This window comes from Enterobacter sp. S-33, from assembly GCF_028735835.1.
Classification (GTDB): domain Bacteria; phylum Pseudomonadota; class Gammaproteobacteria; order Enterobacterales; family Enterobacteriaceae; genus Enterobacter; species Enterobacter vonholyi.
The window spans coordinates 1,309,276-1,323,227 of sequence record NZ_CP117838.1; the positions used below are offsets into that span (position 1 = coordinate 1,309,276).

General features: G+C 56.5%; 12 protein-coding genes. 11 read left to right on the forward strand and 1 reads right to left on the reverse strand.

Annotation, left to right across the window (positions count from 1 at the left end):
* The first annotated feature begins 344 nt into the window (after positions 1–344).
* Genes phrB through nei form a run of 6 tightly spaced genes read left to right on the forward strand, consistent with a single transcriptional unit; the run spans position 345 to position 5,645 of the window.
* A complete protein-coding gene (phrB, locus tag PUP35_RS06120; protein ID WP_274242330.1) occupies positions 345–1,757 on the forward strand; it encodes a deoxyribodipyrimidine photo-lyase in 1,413 nt (470 codons plus the stop codon).
* A 10-nt stretch (positions 1,758–1,767) separates the two neighbouring features.
* Complete coding sequence (locus PUP35_RS06125; RefSeq protein WP_048226137.1) at positions 1,768–2,511, forward strand: type 2 GTP cyclohydrolase I; 744 nt, start codon at positions 1,768–1,770, stop codon at positions 2,509–2,511.
* Between the two features lie 14 nt (positions 2,512–2,525).
* Positions 2,526–3,182, forward strand: a complete 657-nt coding sequence (pxpB, locus tag PUP35_RS06130; RefSeq protein WP_115874510.1) for a 5-oxoprolinase subunit PxpB — start codon at positions 2,526–2,528, stop codon at positions 3,180–3,182.
* Positions 3,176–4,108: a 5-oxoprolinase subunit PxpC gene (pxpC, locus tag PUP35_RS06135; protein WP_274242331.1), complete on the forward strand. Its 933-nt coding sequence runs from the start codon at positions 3,176–3,178 to the stop codon at positions 4,106–4,108. The genes pxpB and pxpC overlap by 7 nt, the downstream gene beginning before the upstream one ends.
* On the forward strand, positions 4,095–4,835 hold the full coding sequence (pxpA, locus tag PUP35_RS06140; protein ID WP_274242332.1) for a 5-oxoprolinase subunit PxpA: 741 nt from the start codon (positions 4,095–4,097) through the stop codon (positions 4,833–4,835). Before pxpC ends, pxpA begins: the two co-directional genes overlap by 14 nt.
* Positions 4,836–4,853: 18 nt before the next feature.
* A complete protein-coding gene (gene nei, locus PUP35_RS06145; RefSeq protein ID WP_115874511.1) occupies positions 4,854–5,645 on the forward strand; it encodes an endonuclease VIII in 792 nt (263 codons plus the stop codon).
* Between the two features lie 99 nt (positions 5,646–5,744).
* On the opposite strand, the gene PUP35_RS06150 is transcribed toward nei, so the two are convergent.
* Positions 5,745–7,028 carry a citrate synthase gene (locus PUP35_RS06150; protein WP_045909567.1) on the reverse strand — a complete coding sequence of 428 codons (1,284 nt, stop codon included), beginning with the start codon at positions 7,026–7,028 and terminating at the stop codon, positions 5,745–5,747.
* A 639-nt stretch (positions 7,029–7,667) separates the two neighbouring features.
* Here PUP35_RS06150 and sdhC point away from each other — a divergent pair.
* The 5 genes from sdhC to sucA all read left to right on the forward strand — a co-directional run bounded on the left by sdhC (position 7,668) and on the right by sucA (position 13,938).
* Positions 7,668–8,072, forward strand: coding sequence for a succinate dehydrogenase cytochrome b556 subunit (sdhC, locus tag PUP35_RS06155; protein ID WP_020684965.1), 405 nt, complete (start codon positions 7,668–7,670; stop codon positions 8,070–8,072).
* Positions 8,066–8,413, forward strand: a complete 348-nt coding sequence (gene sdhD, locus PUP35_RS06160) for a succinate dehydrogenase membrane anchor subunit (RefSeq protein WP_008501088.1) — start codon at positions 8,066–8,068, stop codon at positions 8,411–8,413. Before sdhC ends, sdhD begins: the two co-directional genes overlap by 7 nt.
* Entirely contained in the window at positions 8,413–10,179 is a 1,767-nt protein-coding gene (gene sdhA, locus PUP35_RS06165) for a succinate dehydrogenase flavoprotein subunit (RefSeq protein ID WP_024908800.1), read from the forward strand. The genes sdhD and sdhA overlap by 1 nt, the downstream gene beginning before the upstream one ends.
* A gap of 15 nt (positions 10,180–10,194) precedes the next feature.
* Positions 10,195–10,911: a succinate dehydrogenase iron-sulfur subunit SdhB gene (gene sdhB / locus PUP35_RS06170; RefSeq protein WP_008501090.1), complete on the forward strand. Its 717-nt coding sequence runs from the start codon at positions 10,195–10,197 to the stop codon at positions 10,909–10,911.
* A 219-nt stretch (positions 10,912–11,130) separates the two neighbouring features.
* Complete coding sequence (gene sucA, locus PUP35_RS06175; protein WP_274242335.1) at positions 11,131–13,938, forward strand: 2-oxoglutarate dehydrogenase E1 component; 2,808 nt, start codon at positions 11,131–11,133, stop codon at positions 13,936–13,938.
* Positions 13,939–13,952 lie beyond the last annotated feature (14 nt).

The following is a 13,952-nucleotide window of genomic DNA, read 5'->3' on the forward strand; positions in this document are numbered from 1 at the left end:
AAGGTATTTTTACAGCCGTAAAGCAGTCCGCCTACCCGGGCTTGTGTCCACCGACTTATCACCGGTGGTGAACGGTGGAGCGGTTAGCAGCAGGGACCGCATAATGAAACGCTATTTTTGCATCGCGTTCATTGTCGCCAGCGTACTCGTTGTCAAAAGTGATGAACCGATCGGGTTTGTCGCTTTAGCCACGATAGCGCAGGACAAGTAGCGTTAAGGCCGCCTCGGGCGGCCTTTTTTATTTCATCCGGTCTACACTTCATGGCAAAGTACAGTAAAAGCGCGCCGCTTTTTCCTTTGGTGGCGAGCCCTTACGGACATAATGGATATTTGCCTGGAGTTTTATGCCCACCCATCTGGTTTGGTTTCGCGCGGACCTGCGCGTACATGACAACTTCGCACTCGCGGCAGCCTGCCGTTCCGATGACGCCAGCGTGCTGGCGCTGTTTATCGCTACGCCTGAACAGTGGCACCAGCATGATATGGCCCCGCGTCAGGCCGCTTACCTCAAATCGCATCTGAACGATCTGCAACACTCACTTGCTGAAAAAGGTATCCCGCTGATCTACAAAGAGGTCAGTGACTTTGCCGCGCAGCTTAAGATGTTGCGGGAGGTATGTCAGCAGAACGGCGTCACGCATCTTTTTTATAACTACCAGTACGAGCTGAACGAACGGCTGCGGGATCGCCAACTGGAGAACATTCTGGGCGAGGTGGTTTGTGAAGGATTTGATGACAGCGTAATGCTGGCACCGGGCAGCGTCATGACCGGCGGCCATGAAATGTATAAAGTGTTCACGCCGTTTAAAAATGCTTTTGTTAAACGTCTGAAAGAGGCGCTGCCGGAGTGCGTACCCGCACCCGCAGCCAGAGAGGAAGCCATAACCACGCTGCCTGAATTAACGTTTAACTATCCCCAACAGACATTCGATGAGCTTCTGTTCCCCGCAAACGAGAAGGCAGCAATTGCGAAGCTGCGCCAGTTTTGCAAACAGGGCGCGGGAGAGTACGACGCGCGCAGGGATTTCCCGGCGATTGAAGGGACAAGCCGCTTATCGGCAAGCCTGGCGCTGGGCGTGCTCTCTCCTCGTCAGTGTCTACACCGTCTTCTGGCCGAGCAGCCGCAGGCGATGGACGGTGGAGCGGGTTCGGTGTGGCTGAACGAACTTATCTGGCGTGAATTTTATCGGCATCTGATGACGTATCATCCCGCTCTCTGTAAGCATCGTCCGTTCATTCCCTGGACCGACAACGTAAAATGGCAGCACGATGAGGCACTTTTACAGGCCTGGCAAAAAGGGGAGACGGGCTATCCGATTGTTGATGCTGCCATGCGCCAACTGAATGAAACCGGGTGGATGCACAACCGCCTGCGAATGATTACCGCCAGCTTTCTGGTGAAGGATCTGCTTATCGACTGGCGCAGCGGAGAGCGCTATTTTATCTCTCAGCTGATCGACGGCGATCTCGCTGCGAATAACGGCGGCTGGCAGTGGGCGGCCTCTACCGGCACCGATGCGGCTCCCTATTTCAGGATTTTTAATCCGACCACTCAGGGGCAGAAATTTGATGCCAACGGCGACTTTATCCGCCGCTGGTTGCCCGCGCTCAGGAACGTTCCTGCGAAAGCGATCCACGACCCGTGGGCATGGGCGGATAAACAGGGCGTAAAGCTCGATTATCCCCGCCCGATTGTTGACCATAAACAGGCGCGTGTCGCCACGCTGGCAGCGTACGAAGCCGCAAGAAAAGTTTGAGAGCATAAAGATGAAAAACAGCGAACTGGAACGCCTGATTAACGAAAAACTCAATACCGCCTCCTTTAGCGACTACGGCCCAAATGGCCTGCAGGTAGAAGGGCGCGAAACGGTGCAGAAAATTATCACCGGCGTCACGGCAAGCCAGGCGCTGCTGGACGAGGCTGTCCGTCAGGAAGCAGATGCGGTGATTGTCCATCACGGTTATTTCTGGAAAAACGAATCGCCGATTATTCGCGGCATGAAGCGCAACCGCCTGAAAACGTTGCTGGCAAATGACATCAACCTGTACGGTTACCACCTGCCGCTGGACGCACATCCGGAGCTTGGTAACAACGTTCAGCTTGCCCGACTGTTGGGGATTACCGTAATGGGCGAAATCGAGCCGCTGGTGCCGTGGGGCGAGCTGACGATGCCGGTTCCGGGGCTGGAACTGGCTTCCTGGATTGAAGCGCGCCTGGGGCGTCGTCCGCTGTGGAGCGGCGATACCGGTCCGGATACGGTGAAGCGTGTTGCCTGGTGCACCGGAGGCGGGCAGGGCTTTATCGACAGCGCCGCGCGCTTCGGTGTCGATGCCTTTATCACCGGCGAGGTTTCCGAGCAGACCATTCATTCGGCGCGTGAACAGGGGCTGCATTTCTACGCGGCCGGGCATCATGCCACCGAGCGCGGCGGCATTCGCGCCCTCAGCGAGTGGCTGACGGAAAATACCGATCTGGATGTGACCTTTATTGATATTCCTAACCCGGCCTGATGAGAGGTGCCTGAGTGCAGCGAGCGCGTTGTTATCTTCTGGGAGAAACGGCAGTGGTTCTGGAACTCGAGCCGCCGGTGACCCTTGCCACACAAAAGCGTATCTGGCGGCTAACCCAGCGTCTGGTCGATCTGCCGGATGTGGTTGAAGCCATTCCGGGGATGAATAACATCACGGTGGTGCTGCGTAGTCCGCATACGCTGGCGCTGGATGCCATTGAACGTTTACAGCGCTGGTGGGAAGAGAGCGAGGCGCTGGAGCCGGAATCGCGTGCCATTGAGATCCCTGTCGTTTATGGCGGTACGGGGGGACCGGATCTTGGTGTGGTCGCAGACCACTGCGGGCTCACCGAAAAGCAGGTTGTTGAGTTGCACAGTTCGGTTGACTACGTCGTCTGGTTCCTGGGATTCCAGCCCGGATTCCCGTATCTGGGGGGACTATCTCCCCGGTTGCATACGCCGCGCCGCGCTGAGCCGCGCCTGAGCGTACCGGCGGGGACGGTGGCTATCGGTGGCGAGCAGACCGGCGTTTATCCGCTGACATCGCCCGGTGGATGGCAGCTTATCGGGCATACCGCCACCCCGTTATTTGAACCCGGGCTGGAGACGCCGATACTCCTGCGGCCCGGCGACACCCTTCGCTTTATCCCGCAGAAGGAGGGGGTATGTTAACGCTTATTCGCGCCGGGCTTTACACCTCCGTACAGGATGCCGGGCGCTTTGGCATGCGTCAGTCCGGCGTGAGCTATTGTGGCGCGCTGGACCGTCCAGCGCTGGAAATCGCTAACGTGCTGGTGGGCAACCCCGGCAGCACGGCGGCGCTCGAAATTACGCTCGGCCAGTGTGTCATTGAGTTTGGTCAGGAGACCTGGTTCGCGCTCACCGGCGCAGGCTGTGATGCCACGCTGGACGGCAAAGCGGTGTGGACCGGCTGGCGTCTGCGGGCGAAAGCCGGACAGCGTCTGACCTTAAAGCGTCCTCTGCACGGCGTGCGTAGCTATCTTGCGGTGGCTGGCGGCATTGATGTGCCTGACGTGCTGGGCTCATCCAGTACCGATCAGAAAGCCGGGATTGGCGGTCACGAAGGACGGTTGTTGCGCGATGGCGATCGCCTGGCGATTAAGCCCTCTTCGCGTCACTTCTCGACGGCTCAGGGGGTAAAACAACTCCTCTGGGGAAACCAGATCCGCGCCTTACCGGGGCCGGAATATCATGAGTTCGACGAGGCCTCAAAAGAGTCCTTCTGGCGCTCGCCGTGGAAGCTCAGTCCGCAGAGTAACCGTATGGGTTATCGCCTGCAGGGGCAGCCGCTGATCCGGACGACCGACAGAGAACTGCTCTCCCACGGTTTACTGCCAGGGGTTATTCAGGTTCCGGGCAACGGGCAACCGATCGTCTTAATGAACGACGCGCAGACGACGGGGGGCTACCCGCGAATTGCCTGCATCATTGAAGCCGATCGCTACCATCTGGCGCAAATTCCCCTCGGACAGCCGATTCACTTCGTTCAATGTTCGCTGGAGGAGGCGCTAAAGGCGCGGCAGGATCAGCTGCGCTATCTCGAACAGCTGGCGTGGAGGCTCGATGGTAAAGATTGATTTAAACGCCGATCTGGGCGAGGGCGGCAGCGCCGATGCGGCGCTGATGACGCTGGTCTCCTCGGTCAATATCGCCTGCGGCTTCCACGCGGGCGATGCGCAAACCATGCTGGATAGCGTGCGTAACGCCATCAAAAACGGCGTCGCGATAGGCGCACATCCGAGCTTCCCTGACCGGGAAAACTTTGGCCGCACCGCGATGGACCTGCCGCCTGAGACGGTCTACGCTCAGGTGCTCTACCAGATTGGCGCGCTGGAGGCGATGGTGCGCGCTGAGAACGTTGTGGTGCGTCACGTGAAGCCGCACGGCATGCTCTATAACCAGGCGGCGAAAGATCCGGCGCTGGCGGAGGCGATTGCCCGCGCGGTACGCGATTGCAACCCGCAGCTGATTCTGGTTGGCCTGGCGGGCAGCGAGCTTATTCGTGCCGGAGAACGGCTGGGGCTGACCACGCGGCAGGAGGTGTTTGCCGATCGGGGATACATGCCTGATGGCAGCCTTGTACCGCGTACGCAGGCCGGTGCGCTGATTACCGATGAAGCGAAAGCGCTGGCCCAGACGCTGGAGATTGTGCGCTACGGGCGAGTGACCGCCGTGGATGGCACAACGGCGCACGTTCAGGCTGATACGGTATGTTTGCACGGCGATGGCGAGCATGCGCTCCAGTTCGCGCGCCGCCTGCGGGCCGCGTTCGTTGAAGAGGGTATTCTTGTCAGCGCAGATTAATCATAAAAGGATAGAAAAATGCCAGAAGGCCCGGAGATCCGCCGCGCGGCGGATAGCCTCGAGGCGGCGATAAAGGGCAAACCGCTGACGGAGGCCTGGTTTGCTTTTCCTCAACTGAAACCGTTTGAATCACAGCTGGTGGGGCAGTCGGTAACGCATATTGAAACGCGCGGCAAAGCATTGCTCACGCATTTTTCCCATAACCTGACGTTATACAGCCATAACCAGCTTTACGGCGTCTGGCGCGTGGTGGAGGCGGGTGAACAGCCGCAAACAACACGCGTGCTGCGCGTCAGGCTGCAAACGGCGGATAAGGCGATCCTGCTCTATAGCGCCTCTGATATCGAAATGTTAACGCCTGAGCAGGTGCTCACGCACCCGTTCTTACAGCGGGTTGGGCCGGACGTGCTGGATATGCGCCTGACGGCGAGCGATGTGAAGGCCCGGCTGTTATCGCCTGCATTCCGCAACCGGCAGTTTTCCGGCCTGTTTCTTGACCAGGCCTTTCTGGCCGGGCTTGGCAACTACCTGCGGGTGGAAATCCTCTGGGAAGTCGGGCTGGCGCCGCAGCATAAAGCCTCTCAGCTGAGCGATGAACAGCTGGAGGCGCTGTCCCATGCGCTGCTGGACATCCCGCGGCTGTCGTACAACACGCGTGGCGTAGTAGATGAAAACAAGCATCACGGGGCGCTGTTCCGCTTTAAGGTGTTTCATCGGGCGGGGAAAAAGTGCGAACGGTGCGGAGGGATTATCGACAGGATGATGCTCTCTTCAAGACCCTTCTACTGGTGCCCGCACTGCCAGAAATAAAAGTAAAACGGTAACCCTTGGGTTACCGTTTTTAATGTTTTCACCCTCTCCCTGTGGGAGAGGTCCGGGGTGAGGGCATCAGGCCGCACCCAACATCTTTTAGCGCTTCAGGTCAGACTTAAAATCACGCTGCTCGTAGCCGGTATACAGCTGACGAGGACGCGCGATCTTCATGCCTTCGCTGTGCATTTCGTTCCAGTGCGCAATCCAGCCTACGGTACGCGCCATAGCGAAGATCACGGTGAACATGGAAGACGGAATGCCCATCGCTTTCAGAATAATGCCAGAGTAGAAATCAACGTTCGGGTAGAGTTTCTTCTCGATGAAGTACGGGTCGTTCAGCGCGATGTGTTCCAGCTCCATCGCCACTTCCAGCAGATCATCTTTGGTACCCAGCTCTTTCAGCACTTCGTGGCAGGTCTCACGCATCACGGTGGCGCGCGGGTCGTAGTTTTTGTAAACACGGTGACCGAAGCCCATCAGGCGGAAGGAGTCATTCTTGTCTTTCGCGCGACGCACGAACTCAGGAATGTGCTCAACGGTGCTGATCTCTTCCAGCATCTTCAGTGCCGCTTCGTTCGCGCCGCCGTGCGCCGGTCCCCACAGGGAGGCGATGCCCGCAGCGATACAGGCGAACGGGTTCGCGCCTGAAGAGCCCGCGGTACGGACGGTAGAGGTAGAGGCGTTCTGTTCGTGGTCAGCGTGCAGGATCAGAATACGGTCCATCGCGCGTTCCAGAACCGGGTTCACTTCGTACTCTTCGCACGGCGTGGAGAACATCATGCGCAGGAAGTTACCCGCGTAGGAGAGGTCGTTGCGCGGATACACAAACGGCTGGCCGATGGAGTATTTGTAGCACATCGCCGCCATGGTAGGCATTTTGGACAGCAGACGGTAAGCGGCGATTTCACGGTGACGCGGGTTATTCACGTCAAGGGAGTCGTGGTAGAACGCTGCAAGCGCACCGGTAATACCGCACATCACCGCCATTGGGTGAGAGTCACGACGGAACGCATGGAACAGACGGGTAATCTGCTCATGGATCATGGTGTGACGGGTCACGGTGGTTTTAAATTCATCGAACTGGGCCTGCGTCGGTTTTTCGCCGTTAAGCAGGATATAGCACACTTCCAGGTAGTTGGATTCGGTGGCTAACTGATCGATAGGGAAGCCGCGATGGAGCAGGATACCTTCGTCACCGTCAATGAAGGTGATTTTGGATTCGCAAGATGCGGTAGAGGTAAATCCAGGGTCAAAGGTAAACATCCCTTTGGAACCCAGCGTACGGATATCAATAACATCCTGACCGAGCGTGCCTTTTAGCACATCCAGTTCAATAGCAGTGTCACCATTTAGGGTGAGCGTTGCCTTTGTATCAGCCATTTACGGTCTCCTTAGCGCCTTATGCTTAAGACTGCGCTTTACCGGATTTGCTTTCAGCTGTTAATCACCGTTACCAGATTGTTATTTGGCTTACCGCTCAGCTCACGAGGACAAACCAGGGTACAGAGCTATGGCGCCTTGCAGGTAAACGAATGAAATATCAGTGAAACAACAGCAAATCAGCGTTTTTGCAGTCCGAATTATTCAAACCTGTATATCACTAATAACTGTCCTGATAACTTCGGTCAATACCATCACACTGTTACATAACTATTTGTCAGGTGAAAGAGAGACCTCATAACTTTTGCGCATTATATGCCTTTTCTGATGACGTTTGTAACAATATTGTTTAACATTTGTCAAATCAGATGATTAAAAATTAAAAAGATGTTGTTATCGTGACCCTGATCACTGTTCCAGAGAAAACCCGACAAACTGTATGTAGGTTAATTGTAATGATTTTGTGAACGGCCTATACTGCCGCCAGGTCTCCGGAACACCCTGCAATCCCGAGCCACCCAGCGTTGTAACGTGTCGTTTAAGCATCTGGAAGCAGTGTTTTGCATGACGCGCAGTTATAGAAAAGGAACGCTGCTTGACCCGCATCGCAGTCCGGAGGAAGGAAACAATAAGAACAGCATGTGGGCGTTATTCATGATAAGAAATGTGAAAAAACAAAGACCTGTCAATCTGGATCTCAAAACGATCCGGTTCCCCGTAACAGCAATAGCGTCCATTCTGCACCGTGTTTCTGGTGTGATTACGTTTGTGGCGGTCGGTATTCTGCTGTGGTTACTGGGCACCAGCCTCTCTTCCCCTGAAGGATTCCTCCAGGCCTCTGCCATCATGAACAGCTTCTTCGTGAAATTCATCATGTGGGGCATTCTGACCGCGCTGGCGTACCACGTCGTCGTGGGTGTTCGCCATATGCTGATGGACTTTGGCTACCTGGAAGAGACTTTCGAAGCCGGGAAACGCTCCGCTAACATTTCATTTGTGATTACTGTCGTGCTTTCACTTCTCGCAGGAGTTCTCGTATGGTAAGCAACGCCTCCGCATTAGGACGCAACGGCGTACATGACTTCATTCTGGTCCGTGCTACCGCCATCGTTCTCACTCTTTACATCATCTATATGATCGGTTTCTTCGCGACCAGCGGCACGCTGACGTGGGAAATCTGGAGTGGGTTCTTCGGATCCGCCTTCACCAAAGTGTTCACCCTGCTGGCCCTGTTCTCTATCCTTATTCATGCATGGATTGGCATGTGGCAGGTGTTGACCGATTACGTTAAACCGCTGGCGATTCGCCTCCCACTGCAGCTGGCCATTGTGGTTGCACTGGTGGTTTACGTTATTTATGGATTCGTTGTGGTGTGGGGTGTGTAATGAAACTGCCAGTCAGAGAATTTGATGCTGTTGTAATTGGTGCCGGTGGCGCAGGTATGCGTGCCGCACTGCAAATTTCCCAGAGCGGCCAAACCTGTGCGCTGCTCTCTAAAGTTTTCCCGACCCGTTCCCATACTGTGTCCGCGCAGGGCGGTATTACCGTTGCGCTGGGTAACTCCCATGAAGATAACTGGGAATGGCACATGTATGACACGGTAAAAGGTTCCGATTACATCGGCGACCAGGATGCCATCGAATATATGTGTAAAACCGGTCCGGAAGCGATTCTGGAGCTGGACCACATGGGTCTGCCGTTCTCCCGTCTGGAAAATGGCACTATCTATCAGCGTCCATTTGGCGGCCAGTCGAAAAACTTCGGCGGCGAGCAAGCGGCACGCACCGCGGCGGCGGCTGACCGTACCGGTCACGCGCTGCTGCACACCCTGTATCAGCAGAACCTGAAAAACCACACCACCATCTTCTCCGAGTGGTATGCGCTGGATCTGGTGAAAAACGCCGATGGCGCGATTGTTGGCTGTACCGCGCTGTGCATCGAAACCGGTGAAGTGGTTTACTTCAAAGCGCGCGCTACCGTGCTGGCGACCGGCGGTGCAGGCCGTATCTATCAGTCCACCACCAACGCCCACATCAACACCGGTGACGGTGTCGGTATGGCTATCCGAGCGGGCGTGCCGGTGCAGGATATGGAGATGTGGCAGTTCCACCCAACCGGTATCGCCGGTGCAGGCGTTCTGGTAACAGAAGGCTGCCGCGGTGAAGGTGGCTACCTGCTGAACAAACACGGCGAACGCTTCATGGAGCGTTATGCCCCGAATGCGAAAGACCTTGCGGGTCGTGACGTGGTGGCGCGTTCCATCATGATCGAAATCCGTGAAGGCCGCGGCTGCGACGGCCCATGGGGTCCGCACGCGAAGCTGAAACTCGACCATCTGGGTAAAGAAGTTCTGGAGTCCCGTCTGCCGGGTATCCTGGAACTGTCCCGCACCTTCGCACACGTCGACCCGGTGAAAGAGCCGATTCCGGTTATCCCAACCTGCCACTACATGATGGGCGGTATTCCGACCAAAGTGACCGGTCAGGCGCTGACCGTGAACGAGCAGGGCGAAGACGTGGTCATTCCTGGCCTGTTCGCGGTGGGCGAAATCGCCTGCGTATCCGTACACGGTGCAAACCGTCTGGGCGGCAACTCCCTGCTGGATCTGGTGGTGTTTGGTCGCGCAGTGGGTCTGCATCTGCAGGAATCCATTGCCGAGCAGGGTGCGCTGCGTGACGCAACCGACGACGAAATTGATGCTTCTCTGGAGCGCCTCAACCGCTGGAACGGCAACCGTAACGGCGAAGATCCGGTGGAAATCCGCAAAGCGCTGCAGGAATGCATGCAGCACAACTTCTCGGTATTCCGTGAAGGCGACGCGATGGCCAAAGGTCTTGAGCAGCTGAAAGCGATCCGCGAGCGTCTGAAAAATGCCCGTCTGGACGACACCTCCAGCGAGTTCAACACCCAGCGCGTTGAGTGCCTGGAGCTGGATAACCTGATGGAAACCGCGTTCGCGACCGCGATGTCGGCAAACTTCCGTACCGAAAGCCGTGGCGCCCATAGCCGCTTCGACTTCCCGGAGCGTGATGACGAAAACTGGCTGTGTCATTCCCTGTATCTGCCAGAGTCGGAAACCATGACGCGTCGTAGCGTCAACATGGAACCGAAACTGCGTCCGGCGTTCCCGCCGAAGATTCGTACTTACTAATGCGGAGACAGGATAATGAAACTCGAATTCTCAGTTTATCGTTATAACCCGGATGTTGATGACGCTCCGCGCATGCAGGACTACACCCTGGAAGCGGAAGAAGGTCGCGACATGATGCTGCTGGATGCCTTAATCCAGCTGAAAGAAAAAGATCCAACGCTGTCGTTCCGCCGCTCCTGCCGTGAAGGGGTTTGTGGCTCTGACGGTGTGAACATGAACGGCAAAAATGGCCTGGCCTGCATCACGCCCATTTCAGCGTTGCAGCGTCCCGGTCAGAAAATTGTTATCCGTCCTCTGCCAGGCCTGCCGGTCGTGCGTGATTTGGTGGTAGACATGGGGCAATTCTATGCACAATATGAGAAGATTAAGCCTTACTTATTGAATAATGGGCAAAATCCACCGGCTCGCGAGCACTTACAGTCTCCTGAGCAGCGTGAAAAACTCGACGGTTTGTACGAGTGTATTCTCTGCGCATGCTGTTCTACGTCCTGCCCGTCGTTCTGGTGGAACCCGGACAAGTTTATCGGTCCGGCCGGTCTGCTGGCTGCCTATCGCTTCCTGATCGACAGCCGCGACACCGAAACCGACAGCCGTCTGGAAGGACTGAGTGACGCTTTCAGCGTATTCCGCTGCCATAGCATCATGAACTGCGTCAGTGTGTGTCCGAAGGGGCTGAACCCGACGCGCGCCATCGGCCATATTAAGTCGATGCTGCTGCAGCGCAGTGCGTAAGTAGTGAGAGGGGAGCGCTGTTCCCCTCACCTTAACCCTCTCCCACAGGGAGAGGGAATAGATTGCAGAAACCTTTAAAAACTGCCCTGAAGTCTAGACAGTTTCTAAAGGTTCCTTCGCGGGCCACAAAGAGCTCGCAGGTGAACCCCGGCACGTACACGTGGTGTGCGTGGTAGTTTCTACGGCGAAAGTAAGCATAAAAATGCTTAAGGGATCACGATGCAGAACGGCGCAATGAAAGCCTGGCTGGACTCTTCTTACCTCTCTGGTGCCAACCAGAGCTGGATAGAACAGCTCTATGAAGACTTCTTAACCGATCCTGACTCAGTGGACGCAAACTGGCGTTCCATGTTCCAGCAGTTGCCTGGTACAGGGGTCAAACCGGATCAATTCCATTCCAAAACACGTGATTATTTCCGTCGTCTGGCGAAGGATGCCTCACGTTACTCTTCTGCGATTTCCGACCCTGACACCAATGCGAAGCAGGTTAAAGTCCTGCAGCTTATCAACGCTTATCGCTTCCGTGGTCACCAGCATGCGAATCTCGATCCGCTGGGACTGTGGAAACAAGACCGTGTGGCCGATCTCGATCCGGCATATCACGATCTGACCGAGGCCGATTTCCAGGAAAGCTTTAACGTAGGTTCCTTTGCCATCGGCAAAGACACGATGAAGCTGGGCGATCTGATTGACGCGCTCAAGCAAACCTACTGCGGCTCCATCGGCGCGGAATACATGCACATTACCTCTACCGAAGAGAAGCGCTGGATCCAGCAGCGTATCGAATCCGTAGCGGGCCACGCGACCTTCTCGGCTGACGAGAAAAAGCGCTTCCTCAGCGAACTGACCGCAGCGGAAGGCCTTGAGCGCTATCTGGGCGCGAAGTTCCCGGGCGCAAAACGCTTCTCGCTGGAAGGCGGTGACGCCCTGGTGCCGATGCTGAAAGAGCTGATTCGTCACGCAGGCAAGAGCGGCACCCGTGAAGTGGTGCTGGGCATGGCGCACCGTGGTCGTCTGAACGTGCTGGTCAACGTGCTGGGTAAAAAACCGCAGGACCTGTTCGACGAATTCGCGGGCAAACATAAAGAACACCTCGGCACCGGCGACGTGAAGTACCACATGGGCTTCTCGTCGGATATCGAAACCGAAGGCGGTCTGGTTCACCTGGCGCTGGCGTTTAACCCGTCACACCTGGAAATCGTCAGCCCGGTGGTTATCGGTTCCGTGCGCGCGCGTCTGGATCGTCTGGACGAGCCAAGCAGCAATAAAGTTCTGCCAATTACCATCCACGGTGATGCGGCGGTAACAGGGCAGGGCGTGGTGCAGGAAACCCTGAACATGTCCAAAGCGCGTGGTTATGAAGTGGGCGGTACCGTTCGCATCGTGATCAACAACCAGGTGGGCTTCACCACCTCTAACCCGCTGGATGCGCGTTCTACCCCGTACTGCACCGACATCGGTAAGATGGTGCAGGCGCCGATCTTCCACGTTAATGCGGATGACCCGGAAGCCGTGGCTTTCGTGACCCGTCTGGCGCTGGACTTCCGTAATACCTTCAAACGCGATGTGTTCATTGACCTCTTCTGCTACCGCCGTCACGGCCACAACGAAGCGGATGAGCCAAGTGCAACCCAGCCGCTGATGTATCAGAAAATCAAAAAACACCCGACTCCGCGCAAAATCTATGCTGACAAGCTGGAAGGCGACAAAGTGGCGACGCTGGAAGATGCGACCGAAATGGTCAACCTCTACCGCGACGCGCTGGATGCGGGCGAATGCGTAGTGAAAGAGCTGCGTCCGATGAACATGCACTCCTTTACCTGGTCGCCGTACCTCAACCACGAGTGGGATGAGAGCTACCCGAATAAGGTTGAGATGAAGCGCCTGCAGGAGCTGGCTAAACGCATCAGCACCGTGCCGGAAGCTATCGAGATGCAGTCTCGCGTGGCGAAAATTTATGCTGACCGTCAGTCCATGGCGGCAGGCGAGAAGCTCTTCGACTGGGGCGGCGCGGAAACGCTGGCCTACGCAACGCTGGTTGACGAAGGCATTCCTGTTCGTCTGTCCGGCGAAGATGCGGGCCGTGGGACCTTCTTCCACCGTCACGCGGTTGTTCACAACCAGTCCAACGGTTCAACCTACACCCCGCTGCAGCACGTGCACAACGGTCAAGGCCAGTTCAAGGTCTGGGACTCCGTGCTGTCTGAAGAAGCGGTACTGGCCTTCGAATACGGTTATGCCACCGCTGAACCACGCACCCTGACCATCTGGGAAGCGCAGTTCGGTGACTTCGCCAACGGTGCGCAGGTGGTTATCGACCAGTTCATCTCCTCCGGCGAGCAGAAGTGGGGCCGTATGTGTGGCCTGGTAATGCTGCTGCCGCACGGTTATGAAGGTCAGGGGCCGGAGCACTCCTCCGCGCGTCTGGAACGTTATCTGCAGCTCTGCGCCGAGCAGAACATGCAGGTCTGCGTGCCGTCCACCCCGGCGCAGGTCTACCACATGCTGCGTCGTCAGGCGCTGCGCGGTATGCGCCGTCCGCTGGTGGTGATGTCGCCGAAATCCCTGCTGCGCCACCCGCTGGCGGTGTCGAGCCTGGATGAGCTGGCAAATGGCACCTTCCTGCCGGCCATCGGTGAAATTGACGAGCTGGATCCGCAGGCCGTGAAGCGTGTGGTGATGTGTTCTGGTAAGGTTTATTACGACCTGCTGGAACAGCGCCGTAAGAACGATCAGAAAGATGTCGCCATCGTGCGTATCGAACAGCTTTATCCGTTCCCGCACCAGGCGGTGCAGGAAGCGCTGAAACCGTACGCTCACGTTCATGATTTTGTCTGGTGCCAGGAAGAGCCGCTTAACCAGGGCGCATGGTACTGCAGCCAGCATCATTTCCGTGAAGTGATTCCATTTGGGTCAGCCCTGCGCTATGCAGGTCGCCCGGCCTCCGCCTCTCCGGCGGTAGGGTATATGTCCGTTCACCAGAAGCAGCAACAAGATCTGGTCAATGACGCGCTGAACGTCGATTAATTAAAGGATACATA

What these genes read in the sequence shown, in the direction of transcription:
- sucA (WP_274242335.1), top strand. Translation starts at nt 11,131, where the DNA reads ATGCAGAACGGCGCAATGAAAGCCTGGCTGGACTCTTCTTACCTCTCT.
- sdhB (WP_008501090.1), top strand. Translation starts at nt 10,195, where the DNA reads ATGAAACTCGAATTCTCAGTTTATCGTTATAACCCGGATGTTGATGAC.
- pxpA (WP_274242332.1), top strand. Translation starts at nt 4,095, where the DNA reads ATGGTAAAGATTGATTTAAACGCCGATCTGGGCGAGGGCGGCAGCGCC.
- PUP35_RS06125 (WP_048226137.1), top strand. Translation starts at nt 1,768, where the DNA reads ATGAAAAACAGCGAACTGGAACGCCTGATTAACGAAAAACTCAATACC.
- phrB (WP_274242330.1), top strand. Translation starts at nt 345, where the DNA reads ATGCCCACCCATCTGGTTTGGTTTCGCGCGGACCTGCGCGTACATGAC.
- sdhA (WP_024908800.1), top strand. Translation starts at nt 8,413, where the DNA reads ATGAAACTGCCAGTCAGAGAATTTGATGCTGTTGTAATTGGTGCCGGT.
- sdhC (WP_020684965.1), top strand. Translation starts at nt 7,668, where the DNA reads ATGTGGGCGTTATTCATGATAAGAAATGTGAAAAAACAAAGACCTGTC.
- nei (WP_115874511.1), top strand. Translation starts at nt 4,854, where the DNA reads ATGCCAGAAGGCCCGGAGATCCGCCGCGCGGCGGATAGCCTCGAGGCG.
- PUP35_RS06150 (WP_045909567.1), bottom strand. Translation starts at nt 7,028, where the DNA reads ATGGCTGATACAAAGGCAACGCTCACCCTAAATGGTGACACTGCTATT.
- pxpC (WP_274242331.1), top strand. Translation starts at nt 3,176, where the DNA reads ATGTTAACGCTTATTCGCGCCGGGCTTTACACCTCCGTACAGGATGCC.
- sdhD (WP_008501088.1), top strand. Translation starts at nt 8,066, where the DNA reads ATGGTAAGCAACGCCTCCGCATTAGGACGCAACGGCGTACATGACTTC.